At 39.1% G+C, this 15424-nt stretch carries 15 protein-coding genes and 1 tRNA gene; 11 read left to right on the top strand and 5 right to left on the bottom strand.

Going from position 1 to position 15424, the window contains the following annotated elements; all coding sequences use genetic code 11:
• Positions 1–10 precede the first annotated feature (10 nt).
• The 3 genes from ACSX1H_RS04620 to ACSX1H_RS04610 form a co-directional block, all read right to left on the bottom strand.
• Positions 11–988 (bottom strand): FecR family protein, encoded by a 978-nt coding sequence (locus tag ACSX1H_RS04620; protein WP_439182544.1) that lies wholly within the window; start codon positions 986–988, stop codon positions 11–13.
• Positions 989–1048: 60 nt separating this feature from the next.
• Entirely contained in the window at positions 1049–1222 is a 174-nt protein-coding gene (locus ACSX1H_RS04615) for a hypothetical protein (RefSeq protein WP_439182543.1), read from the bottom strand.
• An 88-nt stretch (positions 1223–1310) separates the two neighbouring features.
• The gene (locus ACSX1H_RS04610; RefSeq protein ID WP_439182541.1) at positions 1311–1883 is read right to left on the bottom strand and encodes an RNA polymerase sigma-70 factor; all 573 of its coding nucleotides are present in this window, start codon (positions 1881–1883) and stop codon (positions 1311–1313) included.
• 174 nt (positions 1884–2057) lie between these two features.
• Here ACSX1H_RS04610 and ACSX1H_RS04605 point away from each other — a divergent pair.
• The 6 genes from ACSX1H_RS04605 to ACSX1H_RS04580 all read left to right on the top strand — a co-directional run bounded on the left by ACSX1H_RS04605 (position 2058) and on the right by ACSX1H_RS04580 (position 7531).
• A tRNA-Pro gene (locus ACSX1H_RS04605) sits at positions 2058–2132 on the top strand.
• Between the two features lie 306 nt (positions 2133–2438).
• On the top strand, positions 2439–3695 hold the full coding sequence (locus ACSX1H_RS04600) for a site-specific integrase (RefSeq protein ID WP_439182539.1): 1257 nt from the start codon (positions 2439–2441) through the stop codon (positions 3693–3695).
• Between the two features lie 146 nt (positions 3696–3841).
• Positions 3842–5020, top strand: coding sequence for a hypothetical protein (locus ACSX1H_RS04595; RefSeq protein WP_439182538.1), 1179 nt, complete (start codon positions 3842–3844; stop codon positions 5018–5020).
• A gap of 128 nt (positions 5021–5148) precedes the next feature.
• Positions 5149–5421 (top strand): helix-turn-helix domain-containing protein, encoded by a 273-nt coding sequence (locus ACSX1H_RS04590; RefSeq protein WP_439182537.1) that lies wholly within the window; start codon positions 5149–5151, stop codon positions 5419–5421.
• Positions 5422–5742: 321 nt separating this feature from the next.
• Positions 5743–6516, top strand: coding sequence for a hypothetical protein (locus tag ACSX1H_RS04585; protein ID WP_439182536.1), 774 nt, complete (start codon positions 5743–5745; stop codon positions 6514–6516).
• A 364-nt stretch (positions 6517–6880) separates the two neighbouring features.
• Positions 6881–7531, top strand: a complete 651-nt coding sequence (locus ACSX1H_RS04580; RefSeq protein WP_439182535.1) for an AAA family ATPase — start codon at positions 6881–6883, stop codon at positions 7529–7531.
• Between the two features lie 147 nt (positions 7532–7678).
• Here the strand turns inward: ACSX1H_RS04580 and ACSX1H_RS04575 are convergent, their stop codons facing one another.
• Entirely contained in the window at positions 7679–7813 is a 135-nt protein-coding gene (locus ACSX1H_RS04575) for a zinc ribbon-containing protein (protein ID WP_143302924.1), read from the bottom strand.
• Positions 7814–8230: 417 nt separating this feature from the next.
• Complete coding sequence (locus tag ACSX1H_RS04570) at positions 8231–8635, bottom strand: DUF1761 family protein (protein WP_439182533.1); 405 nt, start codon at positions 8633–8635, stop codon at positions 8231–8233.
• Positions 8636–9129: 494 nt separating this feature from the next.
• On the opposite strand from ACSX1H_RS04570, the gene ACSX1H_RS04565 reads away from it, so the two are divergent.
• From ACSX1H_RS04565 to ACSX1H_RS04545, 5 genes are read left to right on the top strand one after another with little or no spacing between them, the layout of a single operon-like run.
• Entirely contained in the window at positions 9130–10038 is a 909-nt protein-coding gene (locus tag ACSX1H_RS04565; protein WP_439182531.1) for a restriction endonuclease, read from the top strand.
• A gap of 29 nt (positions 10039–10067) precedes the next feature.
• The gene (locus tag ACSX1H_RS04560; RefSeq protein ID WP_439182529.1) at positions 10068–10763 is read left to right on the top strand and encodes a hypothetical protein; all 696 of its coding nucleotides are present in this window, start codon (positions 10068–10070) and stop codon (positions 10761–10763) included.
• 60 nt (positions 10764–10823) lie between these two features.
• Complete coding sequence (locus ACSX1H_RS04555; RefSeq protein WP_439182527.1) at positions 10824–12416, top strand: type I restriction-modification system subunit M; 1593 nt, start codon at positions 10824–10826, stop codon at positions 12414–12416.
• Positions 12406–13671 carry a restriction endonuclease subunit S gene (locus tag ACSX1H_RS04550; protein WP_439182526.1) on the top strand — a complete coding sequence of 422 codons (1266 nt, stop codon included), beginning with the start codon at positions 12406–12408 and terminating at the stop codon, positions 13669–13671. The genes ACSX1H_RS04555 and ACSX1H_RS04550 overlap by 11 nt, the downstream gene beginning before the upstream one ends.
• A 1-nt stretch (position 13672) precedes the next feature.
• The gene (locus ACSX1H_RS04545; RefSeq protein WP_439182524.1) at positions 13673–15424 is read left to right on the top strand and encodes an FRG domain-containing protein; all 1752 of its coding nucleotides are present in this window, start codon (positions 13673–13675) and stop codon (positions 15422–15424) included.

The raw sequence follows: 15424 nt of genomic DNA, 5'->3' as shown, positions 1-15424 counted from the left end.
ACCTCCGAAATTAATCAGAGATGACCAATTTGTTATCATTAATCTCAAATTTTTTCTTGAAATGAATTCTTAATTCTACCAACACATCTTCTAACGATGGGTTGATAAAGCTTGTGGTGATATGTAATTCTGTATTGGAGGCCTTATTTTCAATGGCTGTAAGCTCTGTAAAATGATCCTTTATTGTTTCTAACACCTCCTGCAAAGGAGCTTGCTTAAAACTTATTTGACCAGTTTTCCATGCAATACAATTGGATGATTTCAATGTTCTTTTATCGATTTCACCATCGGCAAAAACGGCCGTTTCGCCTGCTGCTACCTCCACCGCCATGTTAGAGGTTGAAAATAAAACTAAGCCCTCGGTAACAGAAAGCGTAATTACACCTTCATCCTTTTTTTCATCAATATTGAATTCGGTGCCTAAAACTTTCACCTCTGCATCACCCACTTTAACACAAAAGGGTTGTTCCGGATTTTTAGCCACCTTAAAATATCCTTCACCTTTAAGCCTCAAGCTTCGGGTTTCGCCTGATAAATCTTTTTCATAAACCAAATGGCTATTGGCATTCAAAGAAACCTCTGATGCATCGGGCAAAACAATAGTCTCAACCTGCTCATCAGTACTGAAGGCTTCCCATTTGCCAAAACCCGGCATGGTTTGATATAAAGTATAGGCTGTTACTAATGCCAACGCAGGAATCATTACTGCAGCCACTCTTCTCATCACCTGACGGAAAGAGTGCTTAACGACCTTAGGGGCCAAACCTACTTTTGATTTAAACAGCTCAAAATCTGCATCAACATCAACAGAGCGAAAAGCGTTTAATGCACCCGCGTGCATCCAAACCTTTTCCATTTTACGAAAGAGTTCAGCATTCGCTTCTGATTGTTCCTTCCAAGCCTGCAATGCCTGCTCCTCCTCCGGCGATAAATCACCGCAGAGGCATCTCACAATCAACTCATCCATATGCTTATTTAGCTCATTCATATTGTACTACTTAGTGTTTTCATTAAATACGCAGGCACCTATTTATCTACCTGCAAATGATTAATGAAAGTCCATAACACCAAAGATATTTGGCTGTTCAGTTTCTACTTCTTCCACCTGCTCAACAACGCTCTCTTTAGCGGTTTTCTCCTGTGCTTGCTTTACTTCTGCCTTCACTTGCTTTTCGTCAACTGGTGATAACAAGTCAGCTAATATTTGAAATACGAATTCCATCTTTTTATCCCTTTAAAGGTTACAAATACTTCGTGTCATTAAGTGTGACAACTCTCCTTTCCTGCACACGTATTATTTCCTGCATTTTTTATTTAAAAAAAAGCCAAAACAGAATCAACCACACGTCCAAGTAGCCTGCCAGCTGTTTACGCAATACCTTAAGAGCTTTACTTATTTGTGTTTCAACAGTTCTTTTTGACAACTCCAACTGATCGGCAATATCCTGATTACTATGTCCATCGAACCGGCTCATTTCAAAAATGCGCTTACACTGAGAGGGCAGTGTTTGTATAATTGAATTTATCCTCTGCTCCAGTTCAGTTTCCTCAAGCATACTATCTATATAGGCTTCATCATTTTTCTGCAACTGAAAAATATGAGCATGGTGGTCTCTGCGTATCTGGCTATGCTTAATTTGATTTAAACACCTGTTGCGAACAGACTGATACAGGTGCGCCTTAAGCGATGAGTGTATTTTTATCTCCCCCCGCTTTTCGTAAAAGTTAACAATCACATCTTGAACCAGCTCGCGTGCCAAGTCATCATCCACCACTACTTTTCGGGCAAATACAACCAATTGCGTGTAATATGCAAGAAACAGTTCTTTATAAGCAGCTTCGTCCCCTTTTTCAATTCCTTTTAATAGTTCAATTTCACTCACCTGTTTTTTTCTCTATGTTGTGATGTCGAATGTGCGCTAACAAAAATAGCAATTCGCGGTTAATACTGATGAGTTTATAAATTAAATCTGATCTACCGGTTTCTATTTTTTGTTTTTTTTAATTTAATCTGATTGCTCAATTTGGGTTTTTAATTACCTTTGCACTGTCATCAGCGGGATGTGGCGCAGCCCGGTTAGCGCACTGGTCTGGGGGACCAGGGGTCGCAGGTTCAAATCCTGTCATCCCGACGAACACACTTTTTATTGTTCATCAAAAGCCTGTAAATCTATTGATTTACAGGCTTTTGTGTTTTTATGCAAATTCATAATAAATCATCTTTTTGAGCTTTGCTCGGGAGTCATTCGGGAGTCAAATTCTTTTTCCTTATATTTACTCCCGATTGATTTTACAAAAACCTATGGCAGTGAAAGTTACAGCGATTTAAAGTGTAGTTTTTCACCCTTTCTGATGATTGATTTTGATTGTTGATATTAGCTAAGTAGCTAATTAAAAGCGTTTTAAAACACATATTTATCAACAACAAAATCAAACCAATGAACACACAAGAACAGACATTTAGAGTTTTATTTGTGGCCAGACCACTAAAAAGCAACAAGGAAGAATCCTCAGTCTATGCCCGCTTAACGGTCAATGGCCACAGAACAGAGTTTTCTCTTAAAACAAATGTAAAAACCAAACACTGGAGCAAAGCCAAGGAAAGAGTCACTTCAACAACCGCTGAAGCACGAAAAACAAATTTATACCTGGAAAGTGTACGTAGCGAATTGACCACTATTTACCGGAATCTGCTTCTCAACAAAAAGCTTCTTAGCGCTCACTCTATTAAGCAACTATTCTTTGGCTACAGTGAAGAAGACATCACCCTGCAATATCTAATTGATTACCATGCCGAGTCACAAAAAGACATCTTAACATGGGGGACCCTCAAAAACTACCTGACCACCGCCAGGTACCTCAAATCCTTCCTTCAAAAAAGAAAAAAGCGGGAGGATATTTTATTAAAAGAACTGAATTATCGTTTCATAACTGAGTTTGAAGCCTTCCTGAGGGCCCATCAACCCACTGACCATCAGCGCCCGTTAAACAACAATGGCATCATGAAGCACATGGAGCGCTTTCGTAAAATGATCAATTTGGCCGTTAAATTGGATTGGCTGGAGAAAAACCCATTTGACAACTATCGCTTAACCTTCAAAAAGGTGGAGCGCGCTTTCTTAACCGCTCAGGAGCTGCAACGCATAGAAGAAAAGCACTTCAGCATCAATCGCATCCAGTTCTCCAAAGACCTATTTGTCTTTGCTTGTTATACCGGGCTGGCTTATATCGATGTACATAACCTGACCAGAAATAACCTGGTAGTAGGCATTGATGGCGCCCTATGGATATATACTAAAAGGCAAAAAACAGATATTCCGGTGCACATTCCGCTTCTGCCTGCCGCACGGGCTATCTTGGATAAATATAAAGATAACCCCAAAGCTATCAACCAAAACAAACTATTCCCCTCTATTTCCAATCAGCGTCTAAACACCTATTTGAAAGAAATAGCTGACCTGTGTGAGATTAAGAAGAATCTATCGTTTCATATTGCCAGGCACACCTTTGCAACAACAATAACATTATCAAACGGAGTGCCCATCGAAACAGTAAGCAAAATACTGGGCCACACAAAACTCTCCACCACCCAGGTATATGCTAAAGTTATAGAAAGCAAGATTAGTGAAGACATGCTGGTGCTTAAAGAAAAGCTAAGCCCGAAGGTGAGTGATAAAAAGTACCTTGGCACTTGAATCAAATGACACTAAACCATTCAAAACGCCTCATTTTTATCAACATAAGGTTTCTTTTTACTTCAAATTTATTAAATTAGTAGAATCAGTTTCGGCTCTTATCCGAAGCTGATTTTATTTGAGCTAAACATTTACCTTAAAAACCAATGGCCTATATTCTTAACCAGATTGAGCGCCTTGTAACCAGTATTGGCAACCCCAAAGTATGTTTAATCAGGCACACCCCGCCAGATGAAATGTTTTTTAAGGCTGACATTATAAATCTGACTGACACCATTAAGGACCACCTACTCTCCGAGTCCTCCAGATTACGTTCCGATAAAAAGATGAATAACCTGATACGGTTCTATCAATCTTGCCTGACACGCCTGGTCGACCAGGTTCAAAATAAAAAGTGCACGTGCAACTCAAAATTAGAATGCCAGCTATCATGGCATAAGCCAATTATAAGTAGCCTTTTGGAAGCGCTCACTTTTATCAATGACCAGTTTGCTGATTACTTCAATAACCGCTCCAATATGCCCGAAGTATATTACCAGATTCATAAGAGCACGTTCACTAAGCACCTGGATAAAATCAAATCAGCGTTTGAGATACAAGGTGTTAACACAAAAACCACTGACATCCTCCTACAGCCACTTACCGAATTTATCACACATCAAAAGGATGCTTACAGCTTCTCGGATAAAAATTACATATACAAATGGATAAAGCGCTTATACGCAATAAACCTTCCACTTTTTAGCTATGAAAGTGCGGCTGACATCTACTGTAAAGAAATTATTTCCTACAACCTTAACTCCACTAAGGCCTTTAACTTCATGACCGAGTTCATAAAAGAGAAATATCAAAGTGAGATAACGGTTAACGATCAGCTCTACACCTTAAAGCATTTCCTGAAATGTGTCAGACAAACCAGAACAGTTAAGAAGATGGCCTATCGCTCAAGCCAGCCAACAATTAAAAAAACGCTTATCGCCTGGTTGGAAGCGGAAATTAACTTCATCCTTCCCGACAACATAATCCCGTTAAGCACAGTACAAAGTCAAGCTGAGAAAGCTGAAAAGTCAAAGCATACTTTAAACACTTCGGTGGCCCAACTCGGATGTTTATTAAAAATTTTAGTGGATACAAACCACCTGAAACCGACAAGCAAACAGGCATTATTCAGGCTCTTTAATGAAAATTTTAAATCCAAAGGCAGCGAAGATATTTCCATCCAAAACATCAGCAACAACTTCTACTCCCCACTTCCTTCCTCGTGGGAGGCCGTCAAAGATGACGTTTTGGACATACTCAATTACATTCAGAAAAATAAAAATTAGCCGATTTCAATACCCCTAACTAATTGATAATCTGCAACCCTTATACACACCTTATATAAGCAGTATAACTATTTTCATAATACCTGATTGCTTTCCTTTGTTGTCAATCAAAATCAATCATCAGAATTATGTCAATAGAAGTATTAACCATCGAAGACCTGAAAGAATTTAAAACAGAACTACTTTCAGAAATCAAAAAGCTGCTTTCATCGCAGGATGTAAGCCAAAACAAACAGTGGCTCAAAACAAAAGAAGTCCTGAAAATCCTCCGCATATCGCCAAACACCCTGACCAACATGCGCATCAGCGGTGACCTGCCGGCTACCAAAATCGGAGGCATCTACTACTACAACTACCAGGACATTCAAAAAATGCTCCTCCAAAATAAGAGCTCCTATTGAACAGTTACAAATCCGCATTTAGCTCCACAGCTGGGCTCCTTTCTGTTGAAATGAGCGGAGAATTAAAAGCTGTTAGAAGCGTAGCGAGTTCTTTTAATTCAGTGAATGAAACATGAAAGGTCAGCGAGGAGCTTAGCGGCGGTCTTCTTTGTTTCCTTTCTTCGGCTCTAGGAAGAATTGAAACGAAGTGGAAATCATGAACACCAAAATAAACACTTGTGAACTAAAGGAAAAGCTTTCGCGGCTCAAGCGAACCCGTCCGGTAGCACAACGCGACATCAATCACTTCTGCCTTCTGCCTAAAAACTAATAACTAACCCCATGAACTACATCAAGCATCAAACTAATGTTTTCGCCTTGATGGATCAGATAACAAGCTTTAAACCATACCATATAAGCCTTTACCTGGTATTGTTCAGAATGTGGAATACAAACCGATTTGAGAACCCGATAAGCATCTCAAGAACTGAAACCATGAAACTGGCCAAAATTGGGTCCTCCGGAACATACCTCAATGCCCTTAGAGACCTGCACCACCATGGCTTTATCCGTTACGACCCATCCTTTGATCCAACCAAAGGAAGCCGCATTCACCTGTTCACTTTTGACACAGCTACCTGTTCACTACCTGTATCAAAAATGACTCCTTCTATAAACATACAAACTAACACACTCTATAAGGAGAAAAATAATTCAAAGTCTAATCCTAAAAGTGATATCACTATGAAAACGAAGCTACACTTCCCTGGTGAAGATACCCAAAGGACAAAAGCAGAAATTCCCCCTTTAGCGCATATCCAAATCTACTTCCACGAAAAAGGCCACCCTGATGCTGAGGCCGAGCGTTTCTTCAACTACTACGAGTCCAACGGCTGGCTCGTTGGTGGTAAAACACCCATGAAAGACTGGAAGGCCGCTGCCCGCAACTGGATGCTCAACATTAAAAAGTTTGAGAAAAAAGCCAACGACACCCGCAAAGAACAATTCCGGGAAAAACACCGCTCACCTAATAATTCCATATCCGATGCGCGCAGTATCCCGCTACGTCCCATTTCGCCACCACCCTCATCCTCTAACTACGATGAACCCCTATGAGAGTTCCCTCTCCGACCTCAGCAACGCAGCTAGGGTACACATAGATTTGAAATCAGAGAGAAAAGAAAGCTGTTTGATTCCGATGAATATCGGAAGAGTTCTTTCTTTTCCTGATGAAAATCGGGATGGGTCAGCGAGTGCGGTAGTCGGCGGACTCTTTGTTTACTTTCTCGACTGCAGGAAGAATTGAAACGAAGTGGAAATCATGAACACCAAAATAAACACTTGTGAACTAAAGTAAAAGCCCTTGCGGCTCGAGCAAAACCGGAGCTATAAGTATCAATTTCTCGGAATAAGATAAAGCAATTCAAACAAGCTGTAAATCATCAATTCGACAATTAACCAATTCCTCAATTTACCAACCATGTCACACTATCAAATCATCAACAACACCATCTACTACGATTTCCAAAAATCACTTGACCTCATCACTCAAAAAGGCAAAGCCCTTTATGGCCAACACTTTCACCTGTACGAAGAAGACAGGCCCATCATCAAAAAACTCTTCGCCTATTTCATCAGGAATAACCAATTAGCCAGTCAGCAAGGCATCGACCTCCGCAAAGGCATCCTCATGATTGGCCCTGTAGGCTGTGGAAAAACAGCCCTCATGAAGCTGATGCCCACCATCTTGCAGGCCCACCAGCGTTTTGCCATTAAAGCCTGCCGCGATATCAGTTTCGAGTTCCAAAAAGACGGCTATGAGGTGATTCACCGCTACAGCAAACGCAGCTTCTCCCTCTCACCAGGCCAAAAAAAGCCCATCACCATCTGCCTCGATGATTTGGGTGCCGAAACCAACATCAAACATTTCGGCTCTGAATGCAACGTTCTGGCCGAGGTCCTCCTCAGCCGTTACGACCTCTTTATCTCCGACCGCCTCATCACCCATGCCACCACCAACCTCAACGCCCAGGACATTGAAAAACTCTACGGCCAACGCGTGCGCAGCCGCTTACGGGAAATGATGAACGTGATTATCTGGCCTAAAGAAAGCAGGGATAAACGAAAGTAACACGGCAAACGTACCTAAACCTAACTTATTCAAGTTGCAAAACTTACTATTTGTAAAACCAACAAATATGGTGAAGAAAAAGGAGAGTACATAAAGTATACTCTCCTCGGTTCATCCACTGGCTGCTCTGCGTCAGCTTGTTTTAAGTTAAGGTCTGTATTCTGTATGCCCGCACTTTGGACATGGTGGTAAGGTATCTGTGTTATCATCCAATACAACCGTTTGACCACACTTCTTACACGTATACGTCCCTTTTCCTGGTTTTTCTCCTGTTGTAGACATGTTCTTTAAGTTTAAAGTTATTAAATGAAAGTAGGTTACTTCTACCAGACATAATTTCTTTTTAGCTTTTACAGGCTGCAGACTCGCCAATTGTGCGAACGAGTAATTATCACCTAAAAGCCCAGACCTATATGCCTTTTCTGGTCTTATCTTAAAATTAGAGGGCAAACCGCCCCTGCCACTTCTCTAGTCGGACGTCGAACGATTATATTCTTTTACCTTAACCTTTTTGCCACCTACTTTTTTCGCGTGTACTGGCATGTGCACTTTTTTCTTGCCCTTTTTGGTCTTCGACATGTCTTAAGATTTTTGAGCTTAGCTAATCGAAGTCGCTTACTTCAAGCAAGTCTGATGTACTTTTGGTAATAGGATATATCAATTATCTCCCAACCACTCCAAAACTGTTGATTCAATAGTCTACTCCTTCTTTCCCCAGGTTAATACAATAACTACCCCTATAATGGCCATCACAATAGCATTTACAATACCATCAACGATGGCAATCCAAAAGGAGCTGTACCACGTTGTCATGGAATAAAAAGACAGGCTCATACTTAATCCCATCAGAAGGCCAAATAAGCCTCCCTTTTTGATGCCATCCATCCAATGACTTGCACCAGCATATTTGAGAAACATCGTTAGAAATAACGCGACTAATAAAGTGGAGACGAACATGGCCCAAAGGATCATTTCCTCTTCTGGCCGATTGAGTGCAACATCGGTGTTAGCTTCATAAAAACTACCAAGCAGCATGCCGTATACCACCCATCCTATTAAAAAATAAGCAATGCCGCCAAAAATAGTACCTCTTAAAGTTTTCATAGTATCCAGGTTAAAAATATTACTAAATAAAACTTACAGAAGATATGAATATTAAATACTTATATCAAAAGAGAAGCATAGTTAATAGTAGTTATTTCAATATTACAGCTCAAAATATCGATTCTTTAAACGATAGATCATCCGTTTAACGCTATCGTTAATGATAGCTATTCGTCCATTCCATGGCTTACAAGTTAACCGGTATTGCCTCCCGAGGGTTAAATTATTGCCACAACTCCCCCCCACATAAGTAACGTAATCACCTTTGTTCAGAAGATCAAAGGACCGAATATATCGGATTAGATCAGTGGTCTCATATTGCTCGATAATATGTTCTGCTTCTTCTCTCTGCTTTAATGCGGCTTGATATTGCTGTTTGCTGAACATACCTCTTAATTCTGCAAATACGAGTACAAAGACAAATCAAATTCTCAAAATTTCGAACATAACATTCCCATTTTTTACTATTTTTAAATTCCTAAATAAAAACACACATGCCCGTACCTGACTACCAATCAATCATGCTACCTTTGTTAAGGTGTGTTGCTGATGAAAAAACATATAAATTCAGACAGTTAATTGAAAAGCTTTCAATAGAGTTAAAGCTATCTAATGCCGACAGGCGCCAATTGTTGCCCAGTGGAAAACAACCTTTGTTTGATAACCGGGTTGGCTGGGCCAATACCTACCTCAAAAAGGCCGGTTTGTTACAATCAGAAAAACGAGGTTTTGTGCAAATTACCAATCTCGGCATGGAAGTTTTAAATGCAAATCCTTCTAAAATTGACGCTGCATTTCTGAGACAATATGACTCTTTTAATGAGTTTGTAGGTACCAATGTAAAGAATAATGGAGAAAGTAATGTAAAATCTGTAGAATCAGATAGTCAAACCCCTAAAGAAAATTTTGAAGAAGCCTATCAGCAAATAAATCGAATGCTGATTAGGCAGTTAGCGGACCAACTCATCAAGGTCGATCCTTATAAATTTGAAGAACTGGTATTAGATTTACTCCAGGCCATTGGCTACGGTGGTAATCGTGCCGAAGCCGCTCAGGTCACTAAAAAATCAACCGATGGTGGCATTGACGGCATCATCAATGAAGACCGCCTGGGATTGGATAAAATCTACATCCAGGCCAAGCGCTATGCTAATACAGTCCCCATTAAAGAAGTACGCGACTTTGCCGGTGCCATGCTAGCCCATAACGCTCGCAAAGGGGTCTTCATAACCACCTCCGATTTTCCACCTTCAGCTAAGGAGTTCGCTGATAAGATTGACCGAACGCTCATCCTTATTGATGGCAAACGCCTGGCTGAGTTAATGATTGAATACAACATTGGCATCTCACCTAAAGAGACCTTTGTTTATAAAGAAATTGACTCAGATTATTTTGAGAGTTAAATACATAGCTTGATTCAATGACGGGTTACATGGATACAAAATCGCTTATTAATAAGATATTTTTCATCGATAACTTTGCTTTTTTAAAAGCAAAGTTTTGGCTTAGCACTCTGATAGCTCTACTTTTTATTGATGTTTTTATCATCAAGCAATTTGGAACTGCTCTTCCAAGATTAAACGAAATAAAATTAGAGGAGGCATTTTCATTTTTAATGTTCTATGATATAGTTAGTTTTATATTTTATTTCTTTGTATTTATACTGTCTGTCAAATTTGTGCATCTAGTTTTAAGGATATTTCTAGTAACTCTTACAAAAAAGCTGCACTGGCATTCGAGCAGAAAGGATTTATCACAAAAACATCTAATTTCAAAGAATAGGCTTGAAGAATTTGCTTTAATCAATAATAACGAACAGCTTTTAGGGCTATGTCAGATTTTTCAATCAAAAAAGAAAGAAAGTGACGAATTATATACTGCTTATTTTACTTGTATTGTTTTAGCAATAATGAGTTTACATTATGAAGGTTGGTTTTCTAATATTTCTCCAATAATAAATAATTACAATTGGATATTTTATTCTATAGGAGTAGTGAGCTTAGTAAATATTTCTTATAGCGCTGCTGTAAATATAGATGATACTGACATTTGCATTGGAGAAAACCTTAAAATGGAGGTAGAAGAATATTTCACGAATAGAAGGAACTCTTTATCTGACTTGAGCTAGCCCATTCCTTAACACTAATTATCTTTGAGCAATAAACAAAAATAAAGAACAACTTAACATATGTCCGAAGACCAAAAGAAACAATTGGAAGCCCAATTATGGGGCATCGCCAACCTATTGAGGGGAAAGATTAGTGCAGACGATTACCGCGATTACATTCTCGGTTTTATCTTTTACAAATACCTGAGTGAGAAGCAATATTTATACGCCAACGAACTGTTGGAAGGCGAAAAAATAACGGATTATAAAGATGTGACCGATGCCGAAACATTGGAAGCCATCAAAGAAGAATCCCTTCTGAAGTTGGGCTACTTCCTGCAACCCAAAGAGTTATTTTCCGAACTGGCCAAAAAAGGAAACGCCGATACCGAGAGCGAAAGCAACTACATCATAGAAGACCTGCAGGCGGTGATGAACCACATTGAGCAGAGCACCATGGGTACCGAATCAGAAGAAGACTTCAATGCTTTGTTTGAAGACCTGGACCTGACCTCTACCAAAATTGGTCGGACCGTTGGAGCCAGAAACGAAGTAATCGTTAAAATCCTCAATCATCTCGACAAAATCGATTTCAAACTCAAACAAGTTGACTCCGATGTACTGGGGGATGCCTACGAGTACCTTATTGGCAAGTTTGCAGCGGGTGCCGGTAAATCTGCCGGGGAATTCTATACCCCGCAGCAGGTGAGTAAGATATTGGCTAAGATTGTGACCACCGGTAAGACTAAACTAAAATCCGTCTACGACCCAACCTGTGGTTCTGGTTCTTTGTTGCTACGCGTAGCCAAGGAAGTAAAAGATGTGAGTGAGTTTTACGGACAGGAGCTCAACCGCACCACCTACAACCTGGCACGTATGAACATGATATTGCACGATGTGCATTTTCGTGAGTTCGACATCCAGCAAGAGGACACGCTCGAAAACCCCCAGCATTTAGATAAACGTTTTGAAGCGGTAGTAGCTAACCCGCCCTTCTCAGCCCATTGGAAAAGTGGTGATAACCCACTAAATGATACGGACGAGCGCTTTAGTCAATACGGTAAGCTGGCCCCTAAAACCAAGGCCGACTATGCTTTTGTGCAACACATGATACACCAGCTGGCCGATAACGGCACCATGGCGACTGTACTGCCTCACGGCGTATTATTCCGGGGAGCGGCCGAAGGAGTGATTCGTAGGTATCTGATAGAAGACCGTAACTACCTGGATGCAGTCATTGGTTTGCCGGCCAATATTTTCTACGGCACTTCCATACCAACCTGTATTTTGGTGTTTAAGAAATGCAGAGAAGCCGATGACAACGTGGTGTTCATCGATGCAAGTGGTGATGACCATTATATTAAAAACGGTAACCAAAACGAGTTGCGCGATGAAGATGTTGACTTAATCATCAGCACCTATCGCGAGAGAAAGGAAGTGGATAAATACTGCCACATTGGCACTTTACAGGAAATAGCCGAAAACGACTACAACCTGAACATCCCCCGCTATGTCGATACCTTCGAAGAGGAAGAAGAAATCGACTTAAAAGAAGTCGCAGAGCGTTTGATAGCTTATGATAACGACCTGGAAGACGTAAACCAAGAGATTATCGGCTTTTGTAACGAGCTAGGCATTGTTCCACCTTTTAAAGTGAAAGAAGATGGAGAATAATGTGCCTAAACTGCGTTTTCCGGAGTTTGAGGGGAGTTTGAATTCCAAAAAACTTGGCTCTATTGCGACTTTTAGTAAAGGGAAAGGTATCTCTAAGTCAGATATAAATGAAAACGGAGTAGTCGAATGTATTAGATATGGAGAGCTGTATACTGTATATTCTGAAGTAATTAACGAGGTTGTTTCTAAAACTAATGTTGACGTAAATGAGTTGGTTTTAAGTGAATCTAACGATGTAATTATCCCCGCCTCTGGAGAAACTCAAATTGATATTGCAACTGCATCCTGTGTTTTAAAAGAGGGAGTCGCACTAGGTGGGGATTTAAATATCATAAAATCACCAATTAATGGTGTGTTCCTTTCCTATTATTTGAACAATACTAAAAGAACAGAAATTGCAAGTTTGGCACAAGGTAATTCTGTAGTTCATTTATATGGTAACCAGTTAAAAACACTTAAACTAAATATTCCCTCACCCAACGAACAAACCAAAATAGCCAACTTCCTCACCTCAGTTGATAAACGCATTACCCTGCTCCAAAAAAAGAAAGCCGAACTGGAGCGCTACAAAAAAGGCATAATGCAAAAACTCTTTTCACAAACCATCCGCTTTAAAGATGATAACGGCAATGATTTTCCTGAATGGGAGGAGAAGAAGTTTGGAAGTATTTATTCATTTAAAACAACTAATTCATTTTCAAGAGATAAATTAAACTATGAGTCAGGAAGAGTAAAGAATGTACATTACGGTGATATTCATACGCGATTCGATTCCCATTTTGATGTCACAAAAGAAAAGGTACCATTTGTAAATAATGAAGAAAACATAGATAGAATTGCTGCCGATTGTTATCTAAAAGAGGGTGATTTAATTATTGCTGATGCGTCTGAAGATTATGCAGATATTGGTAAAGCAATTGAGGTAGTAAACCTTAATTCCGAAAAAGTATTAGCAGGACTACATACTTTTCTAGCAAGACAAAAAAACAATAATATATATATCGGCTTTGCGGGGCACTTAATGAAAGTGTTTAGAGTGAGGCTAGCCATAATGCGTATTGCGCAGGGGACAAAAGTTTTAGGCATTTCAACCAAAAGGTTAGCTGAAATTGAAATGGAAATACCTTCTAAACCTGAACAAAAGAAAATCGCCAACTTCCTTTATTCAATAGATAAATCCATTGAAAAAGTAGGCCATCAAATTGATGAAACGGTAACCTTTAAAAAAGGCTTATTGCAAAAGATGTTTGTATAGTATGAAAGATTTTGATGAATTACAGCTACATATCAATAGAAGTTTTCAGGTTTTTTTCGACTCTTTACTAAAAATAGAGGGCATTCCACGTAAGTACTTTTACTGGTCAGAAGAGTATTTTAGGGTAGAAGGGAATCTTGAGTTTGCTCATTTTACATTAAGTGGTGAGCTAAAGGATAATATCAACGAATTAGGCAATAGCTTTTTTGATTCGGAAGATATCATCTTCTATGTAAACAGGTACTCACACCGTAGTGATCTGACAATAAAAAATATTGCTAAACTCTTCGATAATAAAAATAAGAAAGACCAAAGCCAAAGGTATGAATACATAAAGGAATTCACTTTTTATGAGCTTTTATCTAAACAACTTCAACAGCATAAAAAGACTTTAAACAACAATTATAAAAAGCCGAGCTTAAAGAAAAAGGATGAGCTTTATAATGAGGAAATTAAGCAGTTAGAGACTGAAATCAAACACCTTGAAAAGGTCATCCCTATACAGAGAAACAATTACCTCATTACCTATATTCAGTACGTTATAATTAATGGTCATAGCATTCACAATAAAGAATACTCCGAATTCCGAAATAGCTTACCGACACAATACCAAGAGATTACAACTAGTTTAGATATCATCAAACATCAATCTGGCAAGGATAATCAATCACTCAGAAAGAAAATCGATTCACTTTATATTCATAAAAAGTACAAGTCAAAAATCCATTTTATTTTCTCAAAGGATGGTGGTGCAGAAAAAGAAGAGCTAAGAGAGTTACTTGATATTATGAGTAAAGATGATGCCGGAGAGTATTACCGTGGTCAGGCCGTATCATCATGGATACTAAATGCTAGTATAACAAGAGAGCCTAAATATCTGAAATATGAGGCTGATATGTACTACGATATTCTCTCATTAAAACCCGAAGCTTTCAAAAATGACATCGGAGTATACGACCGTCTTATCACCATGCAACACTACGGCATGCCTACACGCTTACTGGATATCACACGAAATCCTTTGGTAGCCATATTTTTTGCTTGCAATAACATGGAACGCAAAGAGTCTGATGGAATTGTCTTTACCTTTTCACCTAATGATGAAATGAAATTCCTGAATTTTGAGGATAACAGATTAAATGCCCTGGAAGCGATTTATAAGAATGAAACTTACGATAGTGAGTTTCTAAAAGGTATTAGCTACCTGAAAGGAGTCGCTAAGAACCAAAGAATTAATAATCAAAGTGGTGATTTTATCTTCATAGGGACTGGCAATGGAATTAAAGAGAAGATTAATGACTTACCTGAAAAGTACATTATTATTGATGCTGAAAGTAAAGCTGCCCTTCTTGAGCAGTTAGAAACGCTTAATATTCATGCTGGCTCAGTATATCCAGACCTATCACACATAAGCAGCTATATTTCTCACAAGTATCGACGCCTTTCCGACTTAAAGAAAGAACCGGAGAAAATTGCTACTCCTGAAACTAGTAACTTATCTAATATAGTACCTGATATACCTGCATATGAAGACTTTTGGACTAACGACAGAGTAAAGAAATTCAACAAGATGGTGTCATTCCATTCGTTAAATAAGTTAGAAACTGAATCTGTAATCGACTTCTACTTGAGGAATAGAGATTTTCCTGATTACAAATTATTGAATGTACTAGAGGAGCAACCTCCACTTATGGAGAGAGAAAGGTATAGAATTGAATTAAAGGATTTGTTGAATCAGTTTATATTGTCCTAG

It is taken from the genome of Carboxylicivirga taeanensis (assembly GCF_051851475.1).
Classification (GTDB): Bacteria; Bacteroidota; Bacteroidia; order Bacteroidales; family Marinilabiliaceae; genus Carboxylicivirga; species Carboxylicivirga taeanensis.
The sequence above is the reverse complement of the archived record's forward strand: the minus strand, read 5'-3'. Positions and strand labels throughout refer to the sequence as shown.